The organism is Streptomyces sp. NPDC008317 (genome assembly GCF_042955955.1).
GTDB lineage: Bacteria > Actinomycetota > Actinomycetes > Streptomycetales > Streptomycetaceae > Actinacidiphila.
Genome location: NZ_JBIBFQ010000005.1, coordinates 679,594 through 700,248, shown reverse-complemented (window position 1 = coordinate 700,248; position 20,655 = coordinate 679,594). Strand labels below are relative to the sequence as shown.

The window sequence follows — 20,655 nt, the reverse complement described above, 5'->3', positions numbered from 1 at the left end:
CTTGTGACGTGTGTCCCGGCTTCCGCCCCCCACTACTATTTCCCACCGGCGGGGCCCGTTCTTTTTCGCTTGTCGGGGCCCCCCCCCCCCCCCCGGCGCCGCCCCCCCCCCCCCCCCCCCCCCGCCGCTGTGACGTCTGTCGTGGGGTCCGGCTTCAGGCCGCCGAAGCGTCCTCGGTCTCGTCGTCCTCGTCCATGAACAGGTGGCGCTCCATGTGCACGCGGGCGGCGGCCAGCGCCGGGGCGATCTCCCGGGTGCCGGTCGACACGCACAGCGTGTACGCCGTGTCCTGGAGCTGCTGCCGCACGCGCGGGTCGACGGACTTCGCCGTCTCGACCTCAGCGGTCAGCGTCTCGTAGCGTTCCACCAGGTTCCGAAGGACGGTCGGGTGGGCCATCAGCATCGTCGTACTCCTCGATGTCGGCGAAGTCGGGACGCGCCTGCCCGGCCCACGCTGTTCCATGCGTGAGAGCGGCGAAAAAAATTGCCTGCCGGGCCGCACCCTCTTCTTCGTCGCGTCTTTGCGCAGGCCCCGGATAGGGGTCGAGGGGTGCGAAGTAGTAGTCCCTTCACGGTACATGACACTCATGTCCACAACGGGGGCCGGTGAACGTGATGTTCGACTCGTCTTCGCCGCCGTGCCGAGGAATGCCGCTCGCGCGGGCGCCGGGCGGCCGGTTGTCGAACACCGGGTGTCGACGTACCGACGTACCGACGAGTCGACCTGTCGCCACGACATGACGCGGTGACAGGTCGACAGCTGACTGCTTGTCGGACGCGGTGTCGTCCGGGCGGCCTTCTAGTCGATGCCGCGCAGGATGTGGGTCTCCGTCAGATCGTCCTCGTAACCGGCGAGGCGGATCGGCGCGCACCGGGACCAGGTGTCCAGGGGGCGTTCCTCGGCCAGGAGCGAGGCACCGTCGCCGCCTCGTTCGGCCGACTCATTGCGCTTCAGTTGATCAGGTGACACCGCGCACTCCTTTGCGTCGCGTGGACCGGCGACACCCGACGCGGCCGTCCGACCGCGCCCGGCGCCCGGTGGGATGGCTCTTCGGGCGGTACGGACGCGGTGGCGCCTTGGGCCCCCCACGCCCGGGGGCGAAGGGGAGGACCGGAGCGCGGCCGAGGTGGGCGACTCGTTCCGGGACGGGCCCCGGGGTTCGGTACATCCCCTGAGACCGGTTCGTCCCGCACAGCGTAAGCCTGCCCGTCCTCCGTCACCAGCCGGTTTCCGGCGCGCTACGCACAGTGGCGAAGTGCCGTGCGCGCGAGCGAAACCGGCCCTGGCCGCTGCCGTGCGGCGCATGGTTGCTACGGTTCCTCGTGCTCAACAGCGAAGAGGACCGAGACGAGGGGCCTGCGCCATCCGGGTCACGCGCGCCTGAAATATCCGGAAAGCCGGAGATGTCCGCGCCGCCGGCCAAGCCCCGCCGCCGGCTGCTGGCCGATGTGAGCCCGCTGCGCGAGCACCCGGACTTCCGCCGCCTGTGGTTCGGCAACACCGTGTCGTACATCGGCCAGCAGATGACCGCGATGGCCGTCTCGCTCCAGGTCTACGCGATCACCGGCTCCAGCTTCTACGTCGGCCTGGTCGGCCTCTTCTCGCTCGTCCCGCTGATCGTCTTCGGCCTGTACGGCGGCGCCGTCGCCGACGCGGTCGACCGGCGCAAGCTCGGCCTGATCACGGCCGCCGGCTCCACCGTCTGCTCCGGCGTGCTGGCCGCGGCGGCTTTCGGCCATCTCAGGTCCGTGGCACTGCTCTACGCCGTCGTCGCGCTCCAGGCGGTCTGCTTCGCGATGAACTCGCCCGCCCGCTCCTCGATGATCCCGCGCCTGCTGCCGCCCGAGCGGCTGCCCGCCGCCAACGCGCTGGCCTCGCTCGCGGGCGGGGTCGGCCAGATGGCCGGACCCATGCTCGGCGCCGTCCTCGTCGGCGCCTGGGGCTACCAGGCCGCGTACACCGTCGACGTCGCCGCCTTCAGCGCCTCCCTCTACGCGATGTGGCGGCTGCCCGCGATGCTCCCCGGTGAAGGGGACGGCGCGGCCCGCCGCCGCCCGTCGGTCATCGAGGGCCTGCGCTACCTCGCCGCCCGGCCCAATCTGCGCACCACCTTCGTCTCCGACCTCGCCGCCATGGTGCTGGCCCAGCCCCGCGTGCTGTTCCCCGCCGTCGCCGGGCTCTGGTTCGGCGGCGACACCCGCACCGTCGGCCTGCTCGCCGCGGCCCCCGCCGTCGGCGCGCTCCTCGGCAGCGTCTTCTCCGGCTGGCTCGGCCGGGTCCACCGCCAGGGCTTCGCCGTGCTGCTCGCCGTCGGCTCCTGGGGCGCGGCCGTCGCCGTCTTCGGCCTCACCCGCAACCTCTGGCTGGGCCTGCTCTTCCTGGCCTTCGCGGGCTGCGCCGACACCGTCTCGATGGTCTTCCGCAACACCATGCTGCAATCCGCCGCCCCCGACGACATGCGCGGGCGCCTCCAGGGCGTCTTCCTCGTCGTGGTGGTCGGCGGCCCCCGCCTCGGCGACTTCCTCGCGGGTTCCGTCTCCGACCTGTTCACGCCCACGGTCGCCGTCGTCGGCGGCGGCCTGGCGTGCATCTCGGCCATCGCGCTGATCGGCCTCTTCCAGCGCGGCTTCGTCGCCTACGACGCCCGCCGCCCGGTGGCCTAGGAGCCGCCTTCAGGGGCGCGGCCGCTCCTCGGCGAGCGCCGACACGGCGGCGGCCAGACCGGCCTGCGACGGGTCGTACGCGACGGCGGCGGCCGTCAGCCGCAGGACGTCGGCGAAGGCGCCGTCGGTGAGGTGGTCGGGCGCGCCGACGCGCGCGAAGCCGCGGGTGAGCAGGCCGCGGGCGGCATCGGGACGGCCGCGGCGCAGCATCTTGACGGTGGCCACGGCGTTGGCCAGGGCGCTGGCGGCCGGGGACCAGGCGGTGGCGGGCGCCGCGGGCACGGTGGCCGACCCGGCCGGCTCCGCGCGGACGGACAGGTCCAGGCGCCAGAAGAGCGGAAGACCGCGGAAGGCGGCGAAGAGCAGCCGCTCGCCCATGGCGGCGGCCGACTCCGGGTCGACGCGGAGCGAGGCCAGCGGCCGGACGCGCCCCAACGCCACGGCGGCGGTGTCGACGCAGTGGGCGAAGCGGTCGCCCGGCACGGTCCATTCGAGGTCGATGTCGCTGTAGGCGTCGGCGGTGCCCGCGGCCAGCGAGCCGCGCAGCCGGGTCCGGGAGCCGGGGCAGTACGCGGCCAGCGCGTCCAGCAGCTCGCGCGCCAGGGCCGCGCGTACGGCCGGGTCGAGGGCCGTCATCCGCTGCGCTCGGGCAGCGCGTCGACGTACACCCACGCACCGTCCTCGCGGCCGAAGCGGCTGTTCTCGTACTGGTCACCCGGTTGGCCGTCGGCCAGGAAGCGGGCGCGGAATTCGACGGTGCCCTCGGTGTGGAAGGCGGTGCCGCCGGTCGAACCGAGGATGTCGAGGCCGGTCCACCGCACGTCCCCGTCGAAGCGCAGGCCCGGCGGCCGGGTGCCGGAGTGCCACGTACGCAGCAGATAGGCGGCGTCGCGTACGGCGAAGGCGGCGTACCGCGACCGCATGAGCTGCTCCGCGGTCGTGGCGGCGGACCGTCCCTGGTGCAGGGCGCCGCAGCAGTCGTCGTACGCGGCGGGCCATCCGCACGGGCAGGGAGCCGTCGGGGAGAGCCGGGTGGCCGCCGGGCGGCGGTTCTGACGTCGGGGCATCCTCTGATTGTGGCGGACGCCGCCATTCGCGGGAGTCGTGGGTTTTGCCCGCCCCGCAGCGGAAAAGTGCTGACCGTGGCGCAAATCGGGTGCGCGCGCCACCATCCTCCTCCGAAAGGAATCCCCGTGAGTACGGCGCAAGACGAGTCAGCCCAGGTAGCGGTCACCTTCGACGGTTGCGCGAAGGAGGACGCGCAGACCGTTCTCGACGCTCTGAACACCAGCTTCGCCTCGGACCGAGAGCCCGACGACATCCCGCAGGACTCCGCGGACGGGCGGCCGATGGTCTGGAGTGCCACCTTCGACGTGTCCCGCACCCTCGGGGTGCCGGGACCCGCGCGGCTCGGCGAGTCGCTGACGGTCACGGCCCAGGGCGGCTACCGCGCGGTGGACCGGCTGCGGGAGAGCCTGGCCGAGGCGTTCACCGTCCGGGTGGTCGGCACCGCGGCGGGCGACCAGGAGCAGGAGGCGCGCTTCCGGCTGGAGAACCACGGCGCCGCGTGACCGCGTGACCGCGTGACCGACTGCCCGGGACGGGGCGCCGCCTGACCGGGAGGGCGCGCCGCCCGGCGGTCCGCGGCACGTCCGGCCGTACGCCGGCGGTCCGCGCCAGGTCCGGCCGTACGCCGTCCGTCCGTGGCATGTCCGGCCGTACGCCGTCCGTCCGCGTCACGTCCCGCCGTCCGTCCGCGTCACGTCCCGCCGTGTGCCGCCCGTACCGCTTCCAGCGTGTCGGCCTCGGCCGCCGTCTTGTCCTCGCGGTAGCGCACGACGCGGGCGAAGCGCAGGGTGACGCCCGCCGGGTAGCGGGTCGAGGTCTGGAGGCCGTCGTAGGCGATCTCGACGACCAGTTCGGGGCGCACGGTGACCACGTATCCGTCGGTGGGGCCGACCGCCAGGGCGAGCAGCCGCTCGGTCTGCCAGTCGAGCAGCGCGTCCGTCAGGCCCTTGAAGGTCTTGCCGAGCATGGCGAAGCCGTCGCCGTCGCGCGCGCCCAGGTGGAGGTTGGAGAGCTTTCCCGTGCGGCGGCCGTGGCCCCACTCGACGGCCAGCACCACCAGGTCGAGGGTGTGCACCGGCTTGACCTTGATCCAGGACGCGCCGCGCCGACCGGCCGCGTAGCCGCTGTCGGCGGCCTTGACCATCACGCCCTCGTGCCCGCGGTCCAGCGTGGCCCGCCAGAAGTCCTCGGCGGCCCGCAGCTCCGTCTCGTCCGCCGGGTCCGACACGACGGTCCGCCGGACCCGCAGCTCCTCGGGGAGGAGCCCGGCCAGCACCGCGTGCCGCTCGTCGTAGCCGCGGTCGAGCAGGTCGTCGGTGGCGTCCCCGTCGCCGACGGCGAGCACGTCGAAGAAGACCGCCGTCAGCGGCAGGGCGCGGGCCGCCGCCGACACGTCGACGCGGGAGCCGACACGGCCCGCGGTCTCCTGGAACGGCCGGGGCCGCCCGTCCGGGCCGAGCGCCAGCACCTCGCCGTCCAGGACCAAACGGTCCGCGCCCAGCGCGCGGACGGCCGCGACGACCTCCGGCAGGCGCTCGGTGATGTCGTCCAGCGTGCGGGTGAAGATCCGGACCGACTCGCCGTCGCGGTGCACCTGGACACGGATGCCGTCGATCTTCTCCTCGATCGCGCAGGGCCCCGCCTTGGCGACCGCCTCGGCGACCGATTTGGCGGAGGACGCCAGCATCGGCAGCAGCGGCCGGCCGACCGCGAGGGCGAATTCGGTGAGCGCGCCGGGGCCGCGCGCCAGCAGGGCCCGCGCAACCGGTTCGAGGGCGCCCGCGAGCATCACCGCGCGGCGTACGTCGGCGGGCGGCGCGCCGGTCGCGGCGGCCAGGCCCTCCGCCGCCGCGGCGTCCAGCGCGCCCTGCCTGACCTCGCCGGTGAGCAGCCCGACCAGGAACTCCTGCTCCCACTCGGTCGCCGCGCCCAGCAGGCCCTGGAGCAGGTCCCGCCGCCGGCCCTGCGACCCGGCGCCCGCGACCGCGCCGACGGCCGTCAGCGCCTCGTCCACCGCCCGTACGGTCAGCGTCGGCTCCGCGGCGGGCTCGGCGCGGTCCCGCAGCGCCGCCCAGCCGACGCCGAGCCGCCCCTGCGGCAGGCGTCCGGCCAGATACGCGATGGCGACTGGCACGTCCTCGGGCTCCATGGCCCGGAAGAACTCGGCCAGCAGCGCCGTCTTGCGGGTCCGCGCTGATGTGTGCGCGACCTCGTACGAGACACGGGCGACCTCGGCGAACAGCATGTTCTCCATCCTGCGGCGAACCGGGCGGGAACGCCCGGCGTGTGCCGGACGTGTGCCCGACGCATGCCCGACGTGTGCCCGGCAGACATCCGGCACACGCGTTCGGCACACGTTCGGCACACGGCACACAATAGAACAGGTGTACGACAGCCGAGGTAGGCTCGGCGCATGAGCCACCCGTCCCCTCAGCAAGCGTCCATCTTCGGCGGCGGCGCTCCGGGCCTCGGTGACCTGGAGGGAGCCCGCCGCACCCACCTCGGACAGGGCGCCTGGATCGACACGCTCCCCGGATGGCTGAGCGGCGCCGACGACCTCTACGCGGAACTGGCCGCGGAGGTCCCCTGGCGCGAGGAGCGGCGCCGGATGTACGACAACGTGGTGGCCGTACCCCGCCTCCTCGCCCACTACCGCGAGGGCGACCCGCTGCCCGCCGACGTGCTCACCGACGCCCGCGCGCGGCTCAGCGCGCACTACGCGGCCGAGCTGGGCGAGCCCTTCGTCAGCGCCGGACTGTGCTTCTACCGCGACGGCCGGGACAGCGTGGCCTGGCACGGCGACCGCTCCGGGCGCGGCGGCACCCACGACACGATGGTCGCCATCGTGTCCCTGGGGGAGCCGCGCCCGCTGCTGCTCAGGCCGCGCGGCGGCGGGGGCGCCGGGAGCACCGTCCGGCAGCCGCTGGGCCACGGCGACCTGATCGTGATGGGCGGCTCCTGTCAGCGGACCTGGGATCACGCGGTGCCGAAGACGCGGGGAGCGGTGGGCGGGCGGATCAGCGTCCAGTTCCGGCCACGCGGAGTGGCGTAGGACCGGTGCGGAGTTGGTGCGGGACCGGCGCGGAGCGGCGCGGGACCGGTCGGTTCTCCGGGGTAGCGGCCCGCGCTGCGGGCGCGGACGGCGGCCAGGCGGCTCCCGGGGTTGATGATCGTCGGGCGAGGAGCATACTGGCGGTGACAGCACTGTTGTCCGAAACCGCTGTCAAGGGGTGTCCGAAAAAACCGCAGGTGTCCGAAGGGGGCCTTCAGGGTGGACATCGCGGTCGGCCGGCGTCAGGGGGCGTCGAGGCCGACGCGAGAGGCGTGGGAAACGCCACCGGGACGCTGCCGTGCGATGTCGCGAACGGTGGCGCCGTGATCAGTCCTGCCCGGAACTTCTCCCATCCCGCTCTGTTCTACCGCGGCGCGCGCGAGTATCTGGACGGCACCGTCCCCTTCGTACGGGACGGCCTCGCCGCGGGCGAACCGGTCGCCGTCGCGGCCCCGCCCGTCGGACTCGGCCTGCTGCGTACCGCCCTCGGGTCCGACGCGGGCGCCGTGCGCTTCATCGACATGACCACGGCCGGGCGCAACCCCGGGCGCATCATTCCGGCCGTGCTCCGCGCCTTCTGCGACGCGCAGCCGCCGGGTCCGGTCCGGATCATCGGCGAGCCGATCTGGCCGGGGCGCACCGCGCTGGAGTACCCGGCCTGCGTCCAGCACGAGGCGCTGATCAACACCGCCTTCGCCGGACGGCAGGTGACGATCCTGTGTCCGTACGACGCGGCCGGGCTCGCCCCCGACGTCCTGGACGACGCGCACGCCACCCATCCGGTGGTGATCGAGGCGGGCCGTGAGCGGCCCAGCGACCGCTACGCGCCGGACCACGCCGTCGCCTCCGGCAACACCCCGCTGCCCGAGCCGCGGGACGCCGCGTCCTTCGCCTTCGACGACCAACGCCTGCGCGACGCGCGGCGCTTCGCCGTCCGGCTGGCGGGCGGCTTCGGCCTGACCGGCGCCCGGCTGGACGACCTGGCCCTCGCGGTCTCCGAACTCATCACCAACAGCGTTCTGCACGGCGGCGGTTCCGGCACGATCCGGCTGTGGACCGAGAACGACCAGGTGGTCTGCGAGGTCCGCGACGGCGGCAGGCTCAGCGACCCGATGGCGGGCCGCCGCCTGCCTCCGAACGGCCGTCCGGGCGGTCGCGGTCTGCTGATGGTCAATCACATCGCGGACCTCGTCCGCGTCCACGCCGCCCCCGACGGCACGGCGATCCGCTGCTACCTCGGCGGCGCTCCCGTCCCGGCCGGAGCCGCGGACTGACCGACCCCGAACCGCCCCGCCACGCCGACGTCGCGTGAGCGGGGCCTTTCGCTGTGCGCGCACGGTGTGGTCTCGCGGTACGCGGACGGCGGGGACCCTCCGCCATGCGGACCCCTTGACGCCGGGGGAGGGGCCTGGCTACATGAACGCGGTGATATGGGAGCGCTCCCATTGTGCTGTGCTCTGCGCTGCCGAACCGTCACCCATCCCCCCACGAACTGGTGAAGGGACTTACCAGTGACACGTCATCCCGCCCGTCCTCGCTCCGGGCCGCTCGCACGGCCCCGGCTGCCCCGTCCGCCCCGTCCGCTCCGTCGGAACCGGCACCATCCGCTCCGGCGGCTGCGCCCGGCGGTCGCGGTGCTCGCCGCCGTCGCGGCGCTGCTGCTGCCGCTGACCACCGCGACGACCGCGCACGCCGACCCCGTCTCGACCTGCGCGCCGCAGGGCACCCTCCCGGTGGCCGGCGGCGAGTACACGCTCCAGGCCAACGAGTGGAACTCCACCGCGCAGCAGTGCGTCACGTACTCCAGCGGCACCGCGTGGTCGCTGGCGACGGCCGACTTCAACCTGCCGACGAACGGCGCGCCCGCCACGTATCCCTCGCTCTTCAAGGGCTGCCACTGGGGCGACTGCACGCCGAACAGCGGTATGCCGATCCAGATCAGCAAGCTGGGCAGCGCGGTCTCCTCGTGGAGCACGGTGCAACCGGCGTCCGGCGCCTACGACGTCGCGTACGACCTGTGGATCAACTCGACGCCGACCACGGCCGGTCAGCCGGACGGCACCGAGATCATGATCTGGCTCAACAGCCGCGGCGGGGTGCAGCCGTTCGGCGGGAAGAGCGGCACGTCGGCCGCCGCGGGGCACAACTGGGACGTGTGGACCGGCCGTCAGACCTCGTGGAAGATCATCTCCTACGTGTTGCAGGGCGGCGGGACCTCGGTCTCGAACCTCGACGTCAAGGCGCTGATCGACGACGCGGTCGGCCGCGGTTCGGTCGACCCGGCGCACTACCTCATCGACGCAGAGGCCGGTTTCGAGGTCTGGCAGGGTGGCCAGGGTCTGGCCACCACCGGCTTCTCCTTCAGCGCGAGCGCGGCGGGCTCCGGCGGCACCGGCTCCGACACCCAGGCGCCGACCGCGCCCGGCGGCCTCAACGTCACCGGGACCACGGCGACCTCGGTCTCCCTGGGCTGGTCGGCGGCGACCGACAACGTCGGGGTGACAGCGTACGACGTCTACCGCGGCGGCGCGTTGGTGGGGACGACCGCCGGCCGGTCGTACACCGACTCGGGGCTGACCGCCGCGACGGCGTACACGTACACCGTCAAGGCCCGCGACGCGGCGGGCAACACCTCTGCCGCCTCGGCGCCGGTCACCGCGACCACCTCCGGCGGGTCCAACGGCGGTGGCGGCAGCGGCTGTTCCGCCAGCTACACGGTGAGCAACGACTGGGGGAGCGGCTTCACCGCCGATGTGACGGTGGCCAACAGCGGTACGTCGGCGACGCGTTCGTGGACGGTGTCGTGGACCTACCCCGGCAGCCAGCGCGTCACCAACTCCTGGAACGCCACCGTCGCCCAGTCGGGCGCGGCGGTGACCGCGGCGAGTCTCGCCTACAACGGCGCCCTCGCGCCGTCCGCCGATACCCACTTCGGATTCCAGGGCACGTACAGCGGCGGGAACGCCGTTCCCGTGCTGACCTGCACGGCGACCTGACGCACCGTCCGGTCGCGCCTCGCGGCGGCCCGGCGAGCGGGGAGACCCGCTCGCCGGGCCGCCGTGCGTAGCGGACACATTGCGCCGCCGCACGGCTGAATCTTGGTGTGGACATGACTAAATCCTGGGACTAGGGTGCGACTTGGTCTAGACCTGGATCGGTGTGGTCTTGTGCCGCACGGGCAGGTCCGGGCCGCGTACGACCGTAGACATCCGCGGAACTCCCCCACGTTCTCAAGGAGTACGCCATGCGCAAGAAGATCAGTGCGGCCGTGATCGGGCTCGGCGTCGCCGGTTCGTTCGTGCTCGCCACCGGAAGCGCCAGCAGTCACGGCTACATCAGCACCCCGCCCAGCCGCCAGGCGCTGTGCGCCGCCGGGACCGTCACGAACTGCGGCGACATCCAGTACGAGCCGCAGAGCGTCGAGGGCCCCAAGGGCTTCCCGGCCGGCGGTCCCGCCGACGGCAAGATCTGCAGCGGCGCCAACAGCCGCTTCGCCCAGCTCGACGACCCGCGCAACGGCGGCTGGCCCGCCACCCACGTGACGGGCGGTCAGAGCTACACCTTCACCTGGAAGTTGACCGCCCGGCACTCGACGACCGACTTCTCGTACTACCTGACCAAGGCCGGGTACGACCCGAAGAAGCCGCTCACCCGGGCGATGCTCAACACCACGCCCTTCCTGAAGATCCCCTACAACGGCTCCCAGCCGCCCGCCACCGTCGTCCACCAGGGCACGATCCCCAGCGGGCTGAGCGGCAAGCAGCTCATCGTCGGCGTCTGGACCATCGCGGACACCGCGAACGCCTTCTACTCCTGCGCCGACGTGCAGTTCTGACGCACCGTCCTGGGCCGCCGCCGTCCTGCTCCGCTGACGGTGCGTCACCGTAACGCCCGGCGTGGGCAGCCGCACCCGCGCCGCCGCGTAGGGCAGTGTCGAAGCCGGTACCGGGCCGTTCGGACGCCCGGACGGCGCGCGACACGACGACGGAGGCGGCAGCGGGATGCGGACACGACGGGGACGGCGACTGACGCGGGGCCTCGGCCCGAGGCGGGCGCGCGGCGGAGTGCTCGCCGCGGCGGCCCTCACGGCTGCGGCGGCGCTCGCCGGAACGGGAGCGGGCGCGGCGACGGCGGCGCCCGGCGACGGGGTACGGGATTCGGCCTCCGCCCCGGTGCCGGACGCTTCCGCTGCCGCGCCCGCGCCCGGCGGCCCCGACCTGCCGGGGTGGCGCAGCCGCCGCGCGGCCGGGCCCGAGCGGGACGAGGAACTGCGCGCCGTGGCGGCCCGCGACTCGCTCGACGCGTGGTCGGTCGGCTACCGCGAGGAGCCGTCGGGCGTGAACGTCCCCGTCGCCGAGCGGTTCGACGGCGCTCGGTGGAACGCCACCGGCCCGCTCGCCCACCGGCCGTCCGGCGGCGCGGCGGCGAACGGCAAGCTCGACGCCGTACTGCCGCTGTCCGCCCGTGACGTCTGGGCCGTCGGCTCCTGGAACGACGCCGCGGCGTTCCAGGACCGCTCGCTGGCCGAGCACTTCGACGGCCGCCGCTGGCAGGACGTCCCGCTGCCCGCGGAGGCCGCCGACCGGTCGGCGTACCCGTCGGCGCTCGCGGGCACCGGCCCGGACGACCTCTGGACGGTCGGCGTCACCGCGCAGGACCGGATCGGCGCGCCGCGCCCGCTGGCGTACCACTGGAACGGGCGCGCCTGGTCGTCGGTCGCCACCCCGGAGCCGGGCGGCGACGCGCTGCTGTCGGGTGCGGCGGCCGACGGCGACGGTCGTGTCTGGGCCGTCGGTGTCGTCTACGACGCGCGGGGTGAGGGCCGCCCGCTCGTCGAGCGCTGGGACGGCGCGGCCTGGCGGATCGTGCCGACGCCGCACACCGCCGGCCGCGGCGAGTCGCTGGAGAGCGTCGCCGTGCTCGGCCCCGACGACGTGTGGGCGGTCGGCGGGAGCAGCACGCCGGACGGCACGAACTCCCCGCTGACCCTGCACTGGGACGGGCGTACGTGGACGGAGGTCGCGGCGCCCGCCGTCCACGCGGACCTGCACGGCGTCACCGCGTACGGCGAGCACGGCCTGATCGCCGTCGGCGAGCAACAGGGCGTGGCCACACCGGCGTTCACCATGCGCTGGGACGGCGCGGCCTGGCACGCCGAGCCCGCGGCGACCGACGCGGCGGGCCAGGGTGCCTCGCTCTTCGGCGTGGCTGCCGTGCCGCACCCGCTGCCGGGCACACCCACCGCGTGGGCGGTCGGCTCGACCCTTCCCCAGTTCCAGCCGACCTGGCGGCCGATCGTCCAGGGCTACGGCGGGGTGCCGGTGCGCTGAGCGGCAGGGGCCGCCTCCGGCGCGGGACGGCCCCCCTTGCTGGCCGGCTCCTCAGGTACGGCCCGTGGCCCAGGCGCCGGTTGATCGAGGTCCGGGTGTGGTCGAGGTCCGGGTGTGATCGAGGTCCGAGGTGGTCGAGGTCGGGGCTGATGGAGGTCCGAGGTGGTCGAAGCCTGAGGTGGTCGCGGCCCGGGTGTGGTCGAGGCCCGAGCCCTGGCTGGTCGAGGTTCGAGGCGATCGAGGCACGGGTTAATCGAGTGGTCCGGCAGACGGCCTGCGGCGATGATGCCGGGATGGAACGTGACTTCGACGCGCTGGTGGCGGAGGCCGACTCGGTGTCGGTCGACGGGTGGGACTTCTCCTGGCTGGACGGGCGGGCCACTGAGCAGCGGCCGTCGTGGGGGTATCAGCGGCGGATGGGCGAGCGTCTCGGCCGGGCGTCGGCCGCGCTCGACATCCAGACCGGCGGCGGCGAAGTGCTCGCCCGGGTGCCCGCGCTGCCGCCGCTGATGGCCGCGACCGAGTCGTGGCCGCCGAATGTGGCCAAGGCGACCGCGCTGCTGCACCCGCGCGGCGCGGTCGTCGTCGCGGACACGGACGAGCCCCCGCTGCCCTTCGCCGACGAGGCGTTCGACCTGGTGACCAGCCGCCACCCCGTGACGGTGTGGTGGGACGAGATCGCGCGCGTCCTGCGCCCCGGCGGCACGTACTTCTCCCAGCAGGTCGGCCCGGCCAGCGCGTTCGAGCTCGTGGAGTTCTTCCTCGGAGAGCAGCCCGACGCGGTGCGCGGCGCGCGCCACCCCGACCTGGCGCGCGCGGGCGCCGCCGCGGCCGGACTCGAGGTGGTCGACCTGCGCGCCGAGTCGCTGCGGATGGAATTCCACGACATCGGCGCGGTCGTCTACTACCTGCGCAAGGTCATCTGGATGGTCCCCGGCTTCACGGTCGCCGAGCACCGCGACACCCTGCGCGCCCTGCACGAACACATCACGTCCGAGGGGTCGTTCACGGCCACGGTGACCCGCTTCCTCATCGAGGCGCGGAAGGCGGCCTGACGCCGGGACCGTCCCCCGCGACGCCCGCCGCGGTTACGCGCGGGGCCGGTCGGTGTGGAAGGTGCCGAACGCCCCGTCGTGGTGGACCAGCGGCGAGTCCGCGCCGGGACCGCCCGCGTCCTCCACATGGCCGACCACGAGGAAGTGGTCGCCGACGTCGTGGACGTGCACGGTACGGGCGGTCAGCCAGGCCGGCACCCCGGACAGCAGCGGCAGCCCGCCCGTGTCCGGTGTCCAGTCCACCCCGGCGAACCGGTCCACTCCACTGCGCGCGAAGCCCCGCGCCAGGTCCTCCTGGTCGGACCCGAGCAGATGCACGGCGAAACGGTCGGCCGACCTGACGGCGCCCGCCGTGGACGCCGTGGTGGACAAGTAGAAGGACACCAGGGCCGGTTCGAGGGACGCCGAGGTGAAGGACGTCGCGGTGAATCCCGCGGGACCCGGCACGGTCACGACGGTCACCGCCGTCGCCTGCCGCCGCAGCGTACGCCGCAGCAGATCGGCCGGACGTACCGCTCCGGCGGCGGAACGGGTGTGATCCACGGGTGAGTTGGTGGCAGCGGCGAGCGACGGGGTCGCGGTCATGACGGGCGGTCCTTCCGGGTCGGATGCCAGGGGAGTGGCCGGACCCCTTACGGGGCCCGGCACATGGCGGGGCGTCAGGGCGCGGCGACCGGGGTCACCGTGAGGATCGGCGGGAGCGAGGGAGCGATACGCAGCCGCTCCAGCCACTGGACGACGAGGGCGGCGACACTGCGGTGCTGGATGTCGTTGAGCACGTCGTGCCTGCCGTCCGTCACCGTGGCCAGGGTCGCCGCGGGCAGCCGCGCGGCCAGGGCGTGGGCGACGGACGGCGCGGAGACCGGATCGGCCGCGCCGTGCAGCACGAGGGCCGGGAACGGGAGCCCGGCTGTCAGCGCCGCGTCGGCGGCCTCGGCCAGCGCGCCGGGGACGGGGGCGGCGAGGGCGCCGGCGACGAACAGCGGATCGGCGTCCAGCCGCCCCCGGTGCGTCGGGCACGCCGTGCGTACGGCCAGCTCGTCGTCCCACCCGGCCGCCGCGCCCGGTTCCGGCGCCCCGGCGAGCAGCAGCGCGTCCGGTGCGACGCCCGTACGCCCCGCGGCTGCCAGCGCGTGCAGGGCCCCGCTGTCGGAACCGGCCAGCACCAGCGGCCTGGCCGCGCCCGCCGCGATCGCTTCGACGGCGCCCGCGACCGGCTCGGGATCGCCGTCCTCGGGCACGTCGAGGACGTGGACGACATACGCGTCGGCCGCCAGCCGTCGGCCGAACCGCTCGTACACGCCCGGGTGTTCACCGCGCCCGGGGAGCAGGACGACGGTGCCGCGGTGGGCCAGGCCCGCGGCCGGGTACCAGTCCGCGACCGGCGCGGCCTCCTCCGCCGGGCTCGGGACTCGCGGGTGCACCGGGTCGCCGGTGGCCTCGGCGAGGCCGACCGGGGCGCTCATCGGGCACCGCTCACGGCGGCGACCGCGGGAGCGGAGCCGGACACGCCCGTCGCGTCCGCGTCGCGCCGGGCCACCTCGGCCCGGACCAGCGGCAGCAGGTCACGGCCGTAGTCGATCACGTCGTCCAGCGGGTCGTAGCCGCGGATCAGCAGCGTGGTGACGCCGATGTCCACGTAGTCCAGCAGCGCCTGGGCGACGGTCTCCGGCGTGCCGACCAGGGCGGTCGAATTGCCCGCCGCCCCGGTCGCCTTGGCGGTGGGGGTCCACAGCGCGCGGTCGTGCAGCTCCCCCTTGGCCGCGGCGGCGAGCAGCCGCTGCGAGCCGGTGTTCTGCGGCTGGGCGTCCGGGCCGACCGGCAGGGTCGTGCGGCGGCTGCCGACGAACGACCCTGCCGCGCCGCGGGAGTTGATGGTGTCCAGGATGCGGTGCGCGCGGTCCCACGCCTCCTCCTCGGTACGGCCGAGGATCGGCCGGAAGGAGACGCTGATCCGCGGCGGCTCGGTGCGGCCCGCCGCCTCGGCCGCGGCCCGCACGGACGCGATCTGCTCCGCCGTCTCCGCCAGCGGTTCGCCCCACAGCGCGAAGACGTCGGCGTGCTTGCCGCCGACCCGGTAGGCCGCCTCGGACGAGCCGCCGAAGTACAGCGGGATGCGGGGCTCGGTGACCGGGCGCACCTCGGAGAGGTAGTCCTCGTAGTGGTAGAAGCGGCCCTCGTGGCTGACCGGTTCCGTGCTGGTCCAGGCGGACTTGAGGATGTCGAGGTACTCGTCGGTCCGCGCGTAGCGGTCGTCCTTGCCGAGGTGGTCGCCGTCCCTGCGCTGCTCGGCGTCGTGCCCGCCGGTGATGATGTGCACCGCGGTGCGCCCGCCGGAGAACTGGTCGAGGGTGGCGAAGGTCCTGGCCGCAAGGGTCGGGGCGACGAAGCCGGGGCGGTGCGCCACCAGCAGGCCCAACCGCTCGGTGTGCGCGGCGACATGGGCGGCGACCTGCGTACCGTCGGGGCTGCCGGAGCCGTAGCCGATCAGGACGCGGTCGAAGCCCGCCTCCTCGTGGGCGAGGGCGAACCGCCGCGTGTAGTCGGGGTCGACGACCGGCCCGGACGGAGGACGGACCTCGGAGACGTCGCGGGTGCCGATCATGCCGATGAACTCAACAGGCATGGCTGCTGGGGCCTTTCGTGAGAGGGAGCGGAAGAGAGAGCGAAAAGGGGGTCAGCGGGCGGACCCGCCGAGGTCGAGGGCGGCGCGCCCGGTGCCGAGCAGCACCGAGTCGTCCTGCGGGGTGTGGACGCGGGAGCACAGCACGTCCCGCAGATGGCGTTGCAGCGGGTTGTCGTTGGTCAGGCCGTTGTTGCCGATCAGCGCGACGGCCTGCTCGACCGAACCGATCGCGGCCCGGGTGCCGAGCACCTTCGCGCCGCCCGCCTCCGCGGCGGCGAGCGGATCACCGCTGTCGACGGCCTCGGCCAGCGCCGCCACCAGCCTTTCCGCACCGGCCAGTTGGACCTCGATCTCGCCGACCGCGCTCTGGAAGCGCGGCAGCGTGGCCAGCGGAGCGCCGAGCGCGCTGGGCACGCGCTCGTGCAGGAAACCGGTCAGCCACCGCTGGGCGGCGCGCGCCACGCCGAGGTAGAGCGCGGTCAGGCCCAGCGAGTTCCAGGCACCGCCGACGACGTCCCGGCCGCCGTCCTGGCCGGGCTCCGCGAGCCCGGCGGTGCGGCCGAGCGGCACACGGACCGAGTCGAACAGCACGTCGTCGCTGCGGCTGGCGCGCAGCCCCAAGTGGTTCCAGGTGGGCCGCACTTCGATGCCCGGCGAGTCGGTGCGCACCAGGAACGAACCGGTCCGCACCGGCTCCTCGTCGGTGCGCGCCCACACCATCATCCAGCGCAGCGCCACCGCGCCGGTCGAGAAGATCTTGTGCCCGGTCAGCTCCCAGTGGTCCTCGCGCCGCCGCGCGGTGGCCGCCGGAAGCCCGCCGCGTACCGGACTGCCCAGATCGGGCTCCACCCGCAGGGCGTTCACCAGCGCCGGGCGTCGCGCGGACTCGGCCAGCAGCTCGCCGTAGGTGTCCTGCGGCCAGTGCGGGGCGCGGGCCTGCGCCGCGTGCGCGAACAGCGTCATCGACGTGACCAGGGCGACCGCCGGATCGCCGCCGCCGAGCGCCCGCAGGATGCGTACGGTGTCGGCGAGACCGGCCCCCGCGCCGCCGTGGCCGCGGTCGACGGTCGCGGTGAGCAGTCCGGCGGCGTGCACGGCGGCCACGCCCTCGTGCGGGAAGCTCGCGTCCCGGTCGTGCTCACCGGCCCGCGCGGCCAGCGCCGCCGCGACCTCGGGCAGCCGGTCGTAGTCGGGTGCGGGCAGGCCGGTGGCGGCGGCGTCCGCGGGCGCGGCGGAGCCGGTGCCGGACGAGGACGCGAGGTCGGTGGTCACGGTGTGGCCTTCCTGTGGTGGGGCCGTTCGAAGTGGGGATCGCCGGGCTCGGGTGGTCCGAGGCGGCCGTACGGGCCGGGCGCGTACGTGTCAGCGGTGGCCGGTCCCGCGGCGGCCGTCGAGGGTGTCGCGTGCGTCGTACGGCCCGCGCGCGGATCGTCGGCGAAGGCGGGCGGCCGGCGGACGGTCACCTCGGGCGGCGGCCCTCCGGCCCACAACTCGACCTCGACCAGCGCGTGTTGGCCGGTGCAGCCCTGGGAGAGCCGGGAGCTGGGGATGTCGGCGGTCAGCACGTTCGGATTGCCGTGCGCGCACAGCGGCGGCTCGTGACCGGGCACCGGGTCGAACCACGCGCCGGTCGGCAGCCGTACGACACCGGGCCGTACCCGGTCGGTGAGCACCGCGCCCGCCAGGCAGGCGCCCCGGTCGTTGAAGATCCGCACCAGATCGCCGTCGCGGACCGAACGGGCCGCCGCGTCCGCCGGATGGATCCGCAGCGCCTCGCGCCCGGCGACCTTGGCGTCCAGGCTCGCGGCCCCGGTGTCGAGCTGACTGTGCAGCCGGTTGGCGGGCTGGTTCGCGATCAGCAGCAGCGGCAGCCGGTCCGCGGCCGGGGCGCCCGGCCACTCGTCGGGTTCGAGCCAGGCCGGGTGGCCGGGGCAGTCGGGCAGCCCGAGGGCGGCCACCGTCGCGCTGGTCAGCTCGATCCGGCCGCTGGGGGTGGCCAGGGGCGCGCCCAGCGGGTCGGCCCTGAAGTCGGCGAAGAGCGTGCGCTCGGCGGGCTGCGGCGGCAGTTCCCACTCGCCCGCCGACCAGAAGTCCGCGAAGGCGGGCGGCTCGCCGCCCCCGGTCGCCGCCAACTCCTCGGCCCACCGGGTGTACAGGTGCTCCAGCCATCCCGCCGGGTCCCGTCCCTCGGTGAACCGCTCGCCGAATCCGAGGCGTTCGGCCAGACCGGCCAGGATCGCGTGGTCGTCGCGGGCCTCGCCGACCGGCTCGACCGCGCGGTGCATGGCGATCAGATGCGTGTCGCGCCGCCCGCCGCCGATGTCCTCGCGCTCCAGGGACGTGGTGGCGGGGAACACCAGGTCGGCGTGGCGGGCGGTCGCCGTCCAGTGCGTCTCGTGCACCAGCACGGTGTCCGGCCGCCCGAAGGCGCGCCGCAGCCTGCCCAGGTCCTGATGGTGGTGGAAGGGGTTGCCGCCGGCCCAGTGCACCAGCCTGATGTCCGGGTAGCGGCGGCGCGTGCCGTCGTAGTCGTACTCCTCGCCGGGACGCAGCAGCAGGTCCGCGATCCGGGCGCAGGGGATGAACTCCGCGACGGGATTGGGCCCTTGGGGCAGATACGGCAGCCGGACCTGCGGACCGGTGTCGCCCACGTCGCCCATCGAGCCGTAGCCGTGGCCGAATCCGCCGCCCGGCAGTCCGATCTGGCCGAGCAGCGCGGCCAGCGCGAGCGCCGCCCACACCGGCTGCTCGCCGTGCTGGATGCGCTGCAACGACCAGGTGACGGTGACCAGGGTGCGCTGCCGCGCGGCGCTGCGGGCCAGGTCGCGGATTCGGTCGGCCGGGATGCCGGTGAGCGCCGCGGCCCACCGCGCGTCCTTCACCGTGCCGTCGTCGGCGCCGCGCAGATAGCGCAGGAAGGTGTCGGCCCCGGCGCAGTACCGGTCGACGAACTCCCGGTCGTACAGCCCCTCGTCGACCAGGGTGTGGGCGAGCGCCAGCATCAGCGCGGTGTCGGTCGCCGGGCGGATCGGGTACCAGTCGGCGTCCAGGCCGTCCGGCAGGTCGTCGCGCAGCGGGCTGACCAGCGCGACCCGGGCACCGGCCGCGGCCAGCGCCGACAGATGGCCGGGCGTGCCGTGCCGGGTCACCCCGCCGGGGGTGACATGCACGTTCTTCGCGGGGATTCCGCCGAAGGCGATGATCAGTTCGGTGTGCCCGGTGATCGTCGGCCAGGTGGACGAGGACCGCAGCACCGACTCCGCGTCGCCGACCAGATACGGCAGCAGCACCAGCGAGGTGCCCAGGCTGTACGAGTTGCGCGAGCCCGTGTAGCCGCCGAACTGCGCCAGGAACCGGTGGAGTTGGCTCTGCGCGTGGTGGAAGCGCCCCGCGCTCGCCCAGCCGTACGAGCCGCCGAACACCGCCGTGTTGCCGAACTCGTCGCGGACCCGAGCCAGTTCTGCGGCGGCCAGGTCAAGCGCCTCGTCCCAGCCGAGTTCCACGAAGGGCTCGTCGCCGCGCCCGGAGGTGGGACCGGGGCCGTGCTCCAGCCAGCCGCGCCGGGCGGCGGGCCGCCGGATCCGGGTGGCGTGCCGGAGCGAGCCCGGCACACCGCGCAGCAGCGGTGACGGCGAGGGGTCGGCGGGGTGCGGGACGGCGGTGACCGTGCCGTCCGCGTTCCGCCGTACCCCGAACGCCCCCCAGTGGGAGGTCGTCGGGGTGACCGCCCCGGCCATCCTCCCCACCGAGGGCGCGCTCCCGGTCCCGGCGGTCATACGGCAGCCGCTCCGGTCAGCGCGGCGCCGTCGGTCTGCTCGCGGACCAGCCGCACCAGGGAACCGTAGTCGCGGGCGTCCTCCAGCGGGCTGAAGCCGCGGATCAGGAGGGTGGACACGCCCAGGCCCACGTAGTCCAGCAGCGACTCGGCGACCTGCTCGTAACTGCCCACCAGCGCGGTGGAGTTGCCCGCGGCCCCGGTGACCTTGGCGACCGCCGTCCACAGCCGCTTGTCGTGCACGTCGCCCTTGGCGGCGTATTCGAGCAGCCTGCGCGAGCCCTCCTGCGCGGTGTGGTCGAGGTTGAACGCCTTGCGCACCTCGCCCGCCTTCTCCTTCGTCAGCCGCAGGACGTCCTCGGCGCGGCGCCACGCCTCGGCCTCCGTGGCGGCCGGTATCGGGCGCAGGCTGACGCTGAACCGCGGGTCGCGGCCGTACGGCGACGCCGCCGCGCGGACCTGCCGGATGCGCTCGGCGATCCCCGCGAGCGGCTCGCCCCAGAAGGCGTACACATCCGCGTGCTTGCCGCCGACCCGCACCGCGTCACCGGACGCGCCGCCGAAGTACACCGGGATCGGATCGGCCGGGCGGACCGACGAGTAGCCGCCGCGCACGGTGTAGAACTCGCCCTCGTAGTCGAAGGGTTCGGCCGACTCCCACTCCTTGCGCACCACGTCGAGGAACTCGTCGGTGCGCCGGTAGCGGGTCGGCTTGTCGCTGAGGTCGCCGTCCCGCGCCTGGTCGGCGTCGTCGCCTCCGGTGATGACGTGCAGCGCGACCCGGCCAGGGTGGAAGGCGTCGAGCGTGGCGTACTTGCGGGCCGTGAGCGTCGGGGCGACGAAACCGGGACGGTGGGCGAGCAGCACACCGAGCCGGGTCGTACGGTTCAGGATCTGGTCGGCGACGGTGAAGCCGTCGGGGCTCGCGGAGGAGTGCGCGACCAGCACACGGTCGAAGCCGGACTCCTCGTGCGCCAGGGCCAGTTCGGTCAGGTAGCCGGGGTCGACGACAGGCCCGGACGCGGCGCCGGTCTCACTGAACCGCTGGGTGCTGGCGATGCCGATGAATTCGATGGGCACGGGGT

At 74.4% G+C, this 20,655-nt stretch carries 19 protein-coding genes; 8 read left to right on the top strand and 11 right to left on the bottom strand.

All coding sequences use genetic code 11. The annotated features are described in order from the left end of the window. Positions 1-154 precede the first annotated feature (154 nt). A complete protein-coding gene (locus ACFY9V_RS20230; RefSeq protein ID WP_355350278.1) occupies positions 155-403 on the bottom strand; it encodes a DUF5133 domain-containing protein in 249 nt (82 codons plus the stop codon). 396 nt (positions 404-799) lie between these two features. Further along, positions 800-970, bottom strand: a complete 171-nt coding sequence (locus ACFY9V_RS20225; protein WP_355350281.1) for a hypothetical protein — start codon at positions 968-970, stop codon at positions 800-802. A gap of 434 nt (positions 971-1,404) precedes the next feature. Here ACFY9V_RS20225 and ACFY9V_RS20220 point away from each other — a divergent pair, with 434 nt between their 5' ends. Then, positions 1,405-2,664: an MFS transporter gene (locus ACFY9V_RS20220; protein WP_355350283.1), complete on the top strand. Its 1,260-nt coding sequence runs from the start codon at positions 1,405-1,407 to the stop codon at positions 2,662-2,664. Between the two features lie 9 nt (positions 2,665-2,673). Here ACFY9V_RS20220 and ACFY9V_RS20215 read toward each other — a convergent pair whose 3' ends face one another. Together ACFY9V_RS20215 and ACFY9V_RS20210 are read right to left on the bottom strand one after the other, a co-directional pair. After that, complete coding sequence (locus ACFY9V_RS20215; RefSeq protein WP_391162204.1) at positions 2,674-3,336, bottom strand: hypothetical protein; 663 nt, start codon at positions 3,334-3,336, stop codon at positions 2,674-2,676. Then, positions 3,297-3,731, bottom strand: a complete 435-nt coding sequence (locus tag ACFY9V_RS20210) for a YchJ family metal-binding protein (protein ID WP_391162203.1) — start codon at positions 3,729-3,731, stop codon at positions 3,297-3,299. The genes ACFY9V_RS20215 and ACFY9V_RS20210 overlap by 40 nt, the downstream gene beginning before the upstream one ends. Positions 3,732-3,857: 126 nt before the next feature. On the opposite strand from ACFY9V_RS20210, the gene ACFY9V_RS20205 reads away from it, so the two are divergent. Next, the gene (locus tag ACFY9V_RS20205; RefSeq protein ID WP_355350292.1) at positions 3,858-4,235 is read left to right on the top strand and encodes a hypothetical protein; all 378 of its coding nucleotides are present in this window, start codon (positions 3,858-3,860) and stop codon (positions 4,233-4,235) included. A gap of 188 nt (positions 4,236-4,423) precedes the next feature. Here the strand turns inward: ACFY9V_RS20205 and ACFY9V_RS20200 are convergent, their stop codons facing one another. Next, entirely contained in the window at positions 4,424-5,977 is a 1,554-nt protein-coding gene (locus ACFY9V_RS20200; protein ID WP_391162202.1) for an ATP-dependent DNA ligase, read from the bottom strand. Between the two features lie 168 nt (positions 5,978-6,145). On the opposite strand from ACFY9V_RS20200, the gene ACFY9V_RS20195 reads away from it, so the two are divergent. From ACFY9V_RS20195 to ACFY9V_RS20170, 6 genes are all read left to right on the top strand, one after another. Then, positions 6,146-6,784: an alpha-ketoglutarate-dependent dioxygenase AlkB gene (locus ACFY9V_RS20195; RefSeq protein ID WP_391162201.1), complete on the top strand. Its 639-nt coding sequence runs from the start codon at positions 6,146-6,148 to the stop codon at positions 6,782-6,784. Positions 6,785-7,107: 323 nt separating this feature from the next. Next, a complete protein-coding gene (locus ACFY9V_RS20190; RefSeq protein WP_391162200.1) occupies positions 7,108-8,058 on the top strand; it encodes an anti-sigma factor RsbA family regulatory protein in 951 nt (316 codons plus the stop codon). 360 nt (positions 8,059-8,418) lie between these two features. After that, entirely contained in the window at positions 8,419-9,780 is a 1,362-nt protein-coding gene (locus tag ACFY9V_RS20185; RefSeq protein WP_391162199.1) for a cellulose binding domain-containing protein, read from the top strand. A 248-nt stretch (positions 9,781-10,028) separates the two neighbouring features. Further along, positions 10,029-10,619, top strand: coding sequence for a lytic polysaccharide monooxygenase (locus ACFY9V_RS20180; RefSeq protein ID WP_355350307.1), 591 nt, complete (start codon positions 10,029-10,031; stop codon positions 10,617-10,619). A gap of 166 nt (positions 10,620-10,785) precedes the next feature. Then, positions 10,786-12,114, top strand: a complete 1,329-nt coding sequence (locus ACFY9V_RS20175) for a hypothetical protein (RefSeq protein ID WP_391162197.1) — start codon at positions 10,786-10,788, stop codon at positions 12,112-12,114. Between the two features lie 293 nt (positions 12,115-12,407). Further along, on the top strand, positions 12,408-13,169 hold the full coding sequence (locus ACFY9V_RS20170) for a methyltransferase domain-containing protein (RefSeq protein WP_391162196.1): 762 nt from the start codon (positions 12,408-12,410) through the stop codon (positions 13,167-13,169). A gap of 33 nt (positions 13,170-13,202) precedes the next feature. Here the strand turns inward: ACFY9V_RS20170 and ACFY9V_RS20165 are convergent, their stop codons facing one another. From ACFY9V_RS20165 to ACFY9V_RS20140, 6 genes are all read right to left on the bottom strand, one after another. Then, positions 13,203-13,754, bottom strand: a complete 552-nt coding sequence (locus ACFY9V_RS20165; RefSeq protein WP_355345797.1) for a flavin reductase family protein — start codon at positions 13,752-13,754, stop codon at positions 13,203-13,205. 74 nt (positions 13,755-13,828) lie between these two features. Next, entirely contained in the window at positions 13,829-14,635 is an 807-nt protein-coding gene (locus tag ACFY9V_RS20160) for a serine aminopeptidase domain-containing protein (protein ID WP_391162195.1), read from the bottom strand. After that, the gene (locus ACFY9V_RS20155; protein WP_355345803.1) at positions 14,632-15,795 is read right to left on the bottom strand and encodes an LLM class flavin-dependent oxidoreductase; all 1,164 of its coding nucleotides are present in this window, start codon (positions 15,793-15,795) and stop codon (positions 14,632-14,634) included. The genes ACFY9V_RS20160 and ACFY9V_RS20155 overlap by 4 nt, the downstream gene beginning before the upstream one ends. A 51-nt stretch (positions 15,796-15,846) precedes the next feature. Further along, complete coding sequence (locus ACFY9V_RS20150; RefSeq protein WP_391052327.1) at positions 15,847-17,067, bottom strand: acyl-CoA dehydrogenase family protein; 1,221 nt, start codon at positions 17,065-17,067, stop codon at positions 15,847-15,849. Beyond that, entirely contained in the window at positions 17,064-19,571 is a 2,508-nt protein-coding gene (locus tag ACFY9V_RS20145) for a molybdopterin-dependent oxidoreductase (RefSeq protein ID WP_391162193.1), read from the bottom strand. The genes ACFY9V_RS20150 and ACFY9V_RS20145 overlap by 4 nt, the downstream gene beginning before the upstream one ends. Next, positions 19,568-20,650, bottom strand: coding sequence for an LLM class flavin-dependent oxidoreductase (locus ACFY9V_RS20140; protein WP_391162191.1), 1,083 nt, complete (start codon positions 20,648-20,650; stop codon positions 19,568-19,570). Before ACFY9V_RS20140 ends, ACFY9V_RS20145 begins: the two co-directional genes overlap by 4 nt. Positions 20,651-20,655: the final 5 nt, after the last annotated feature.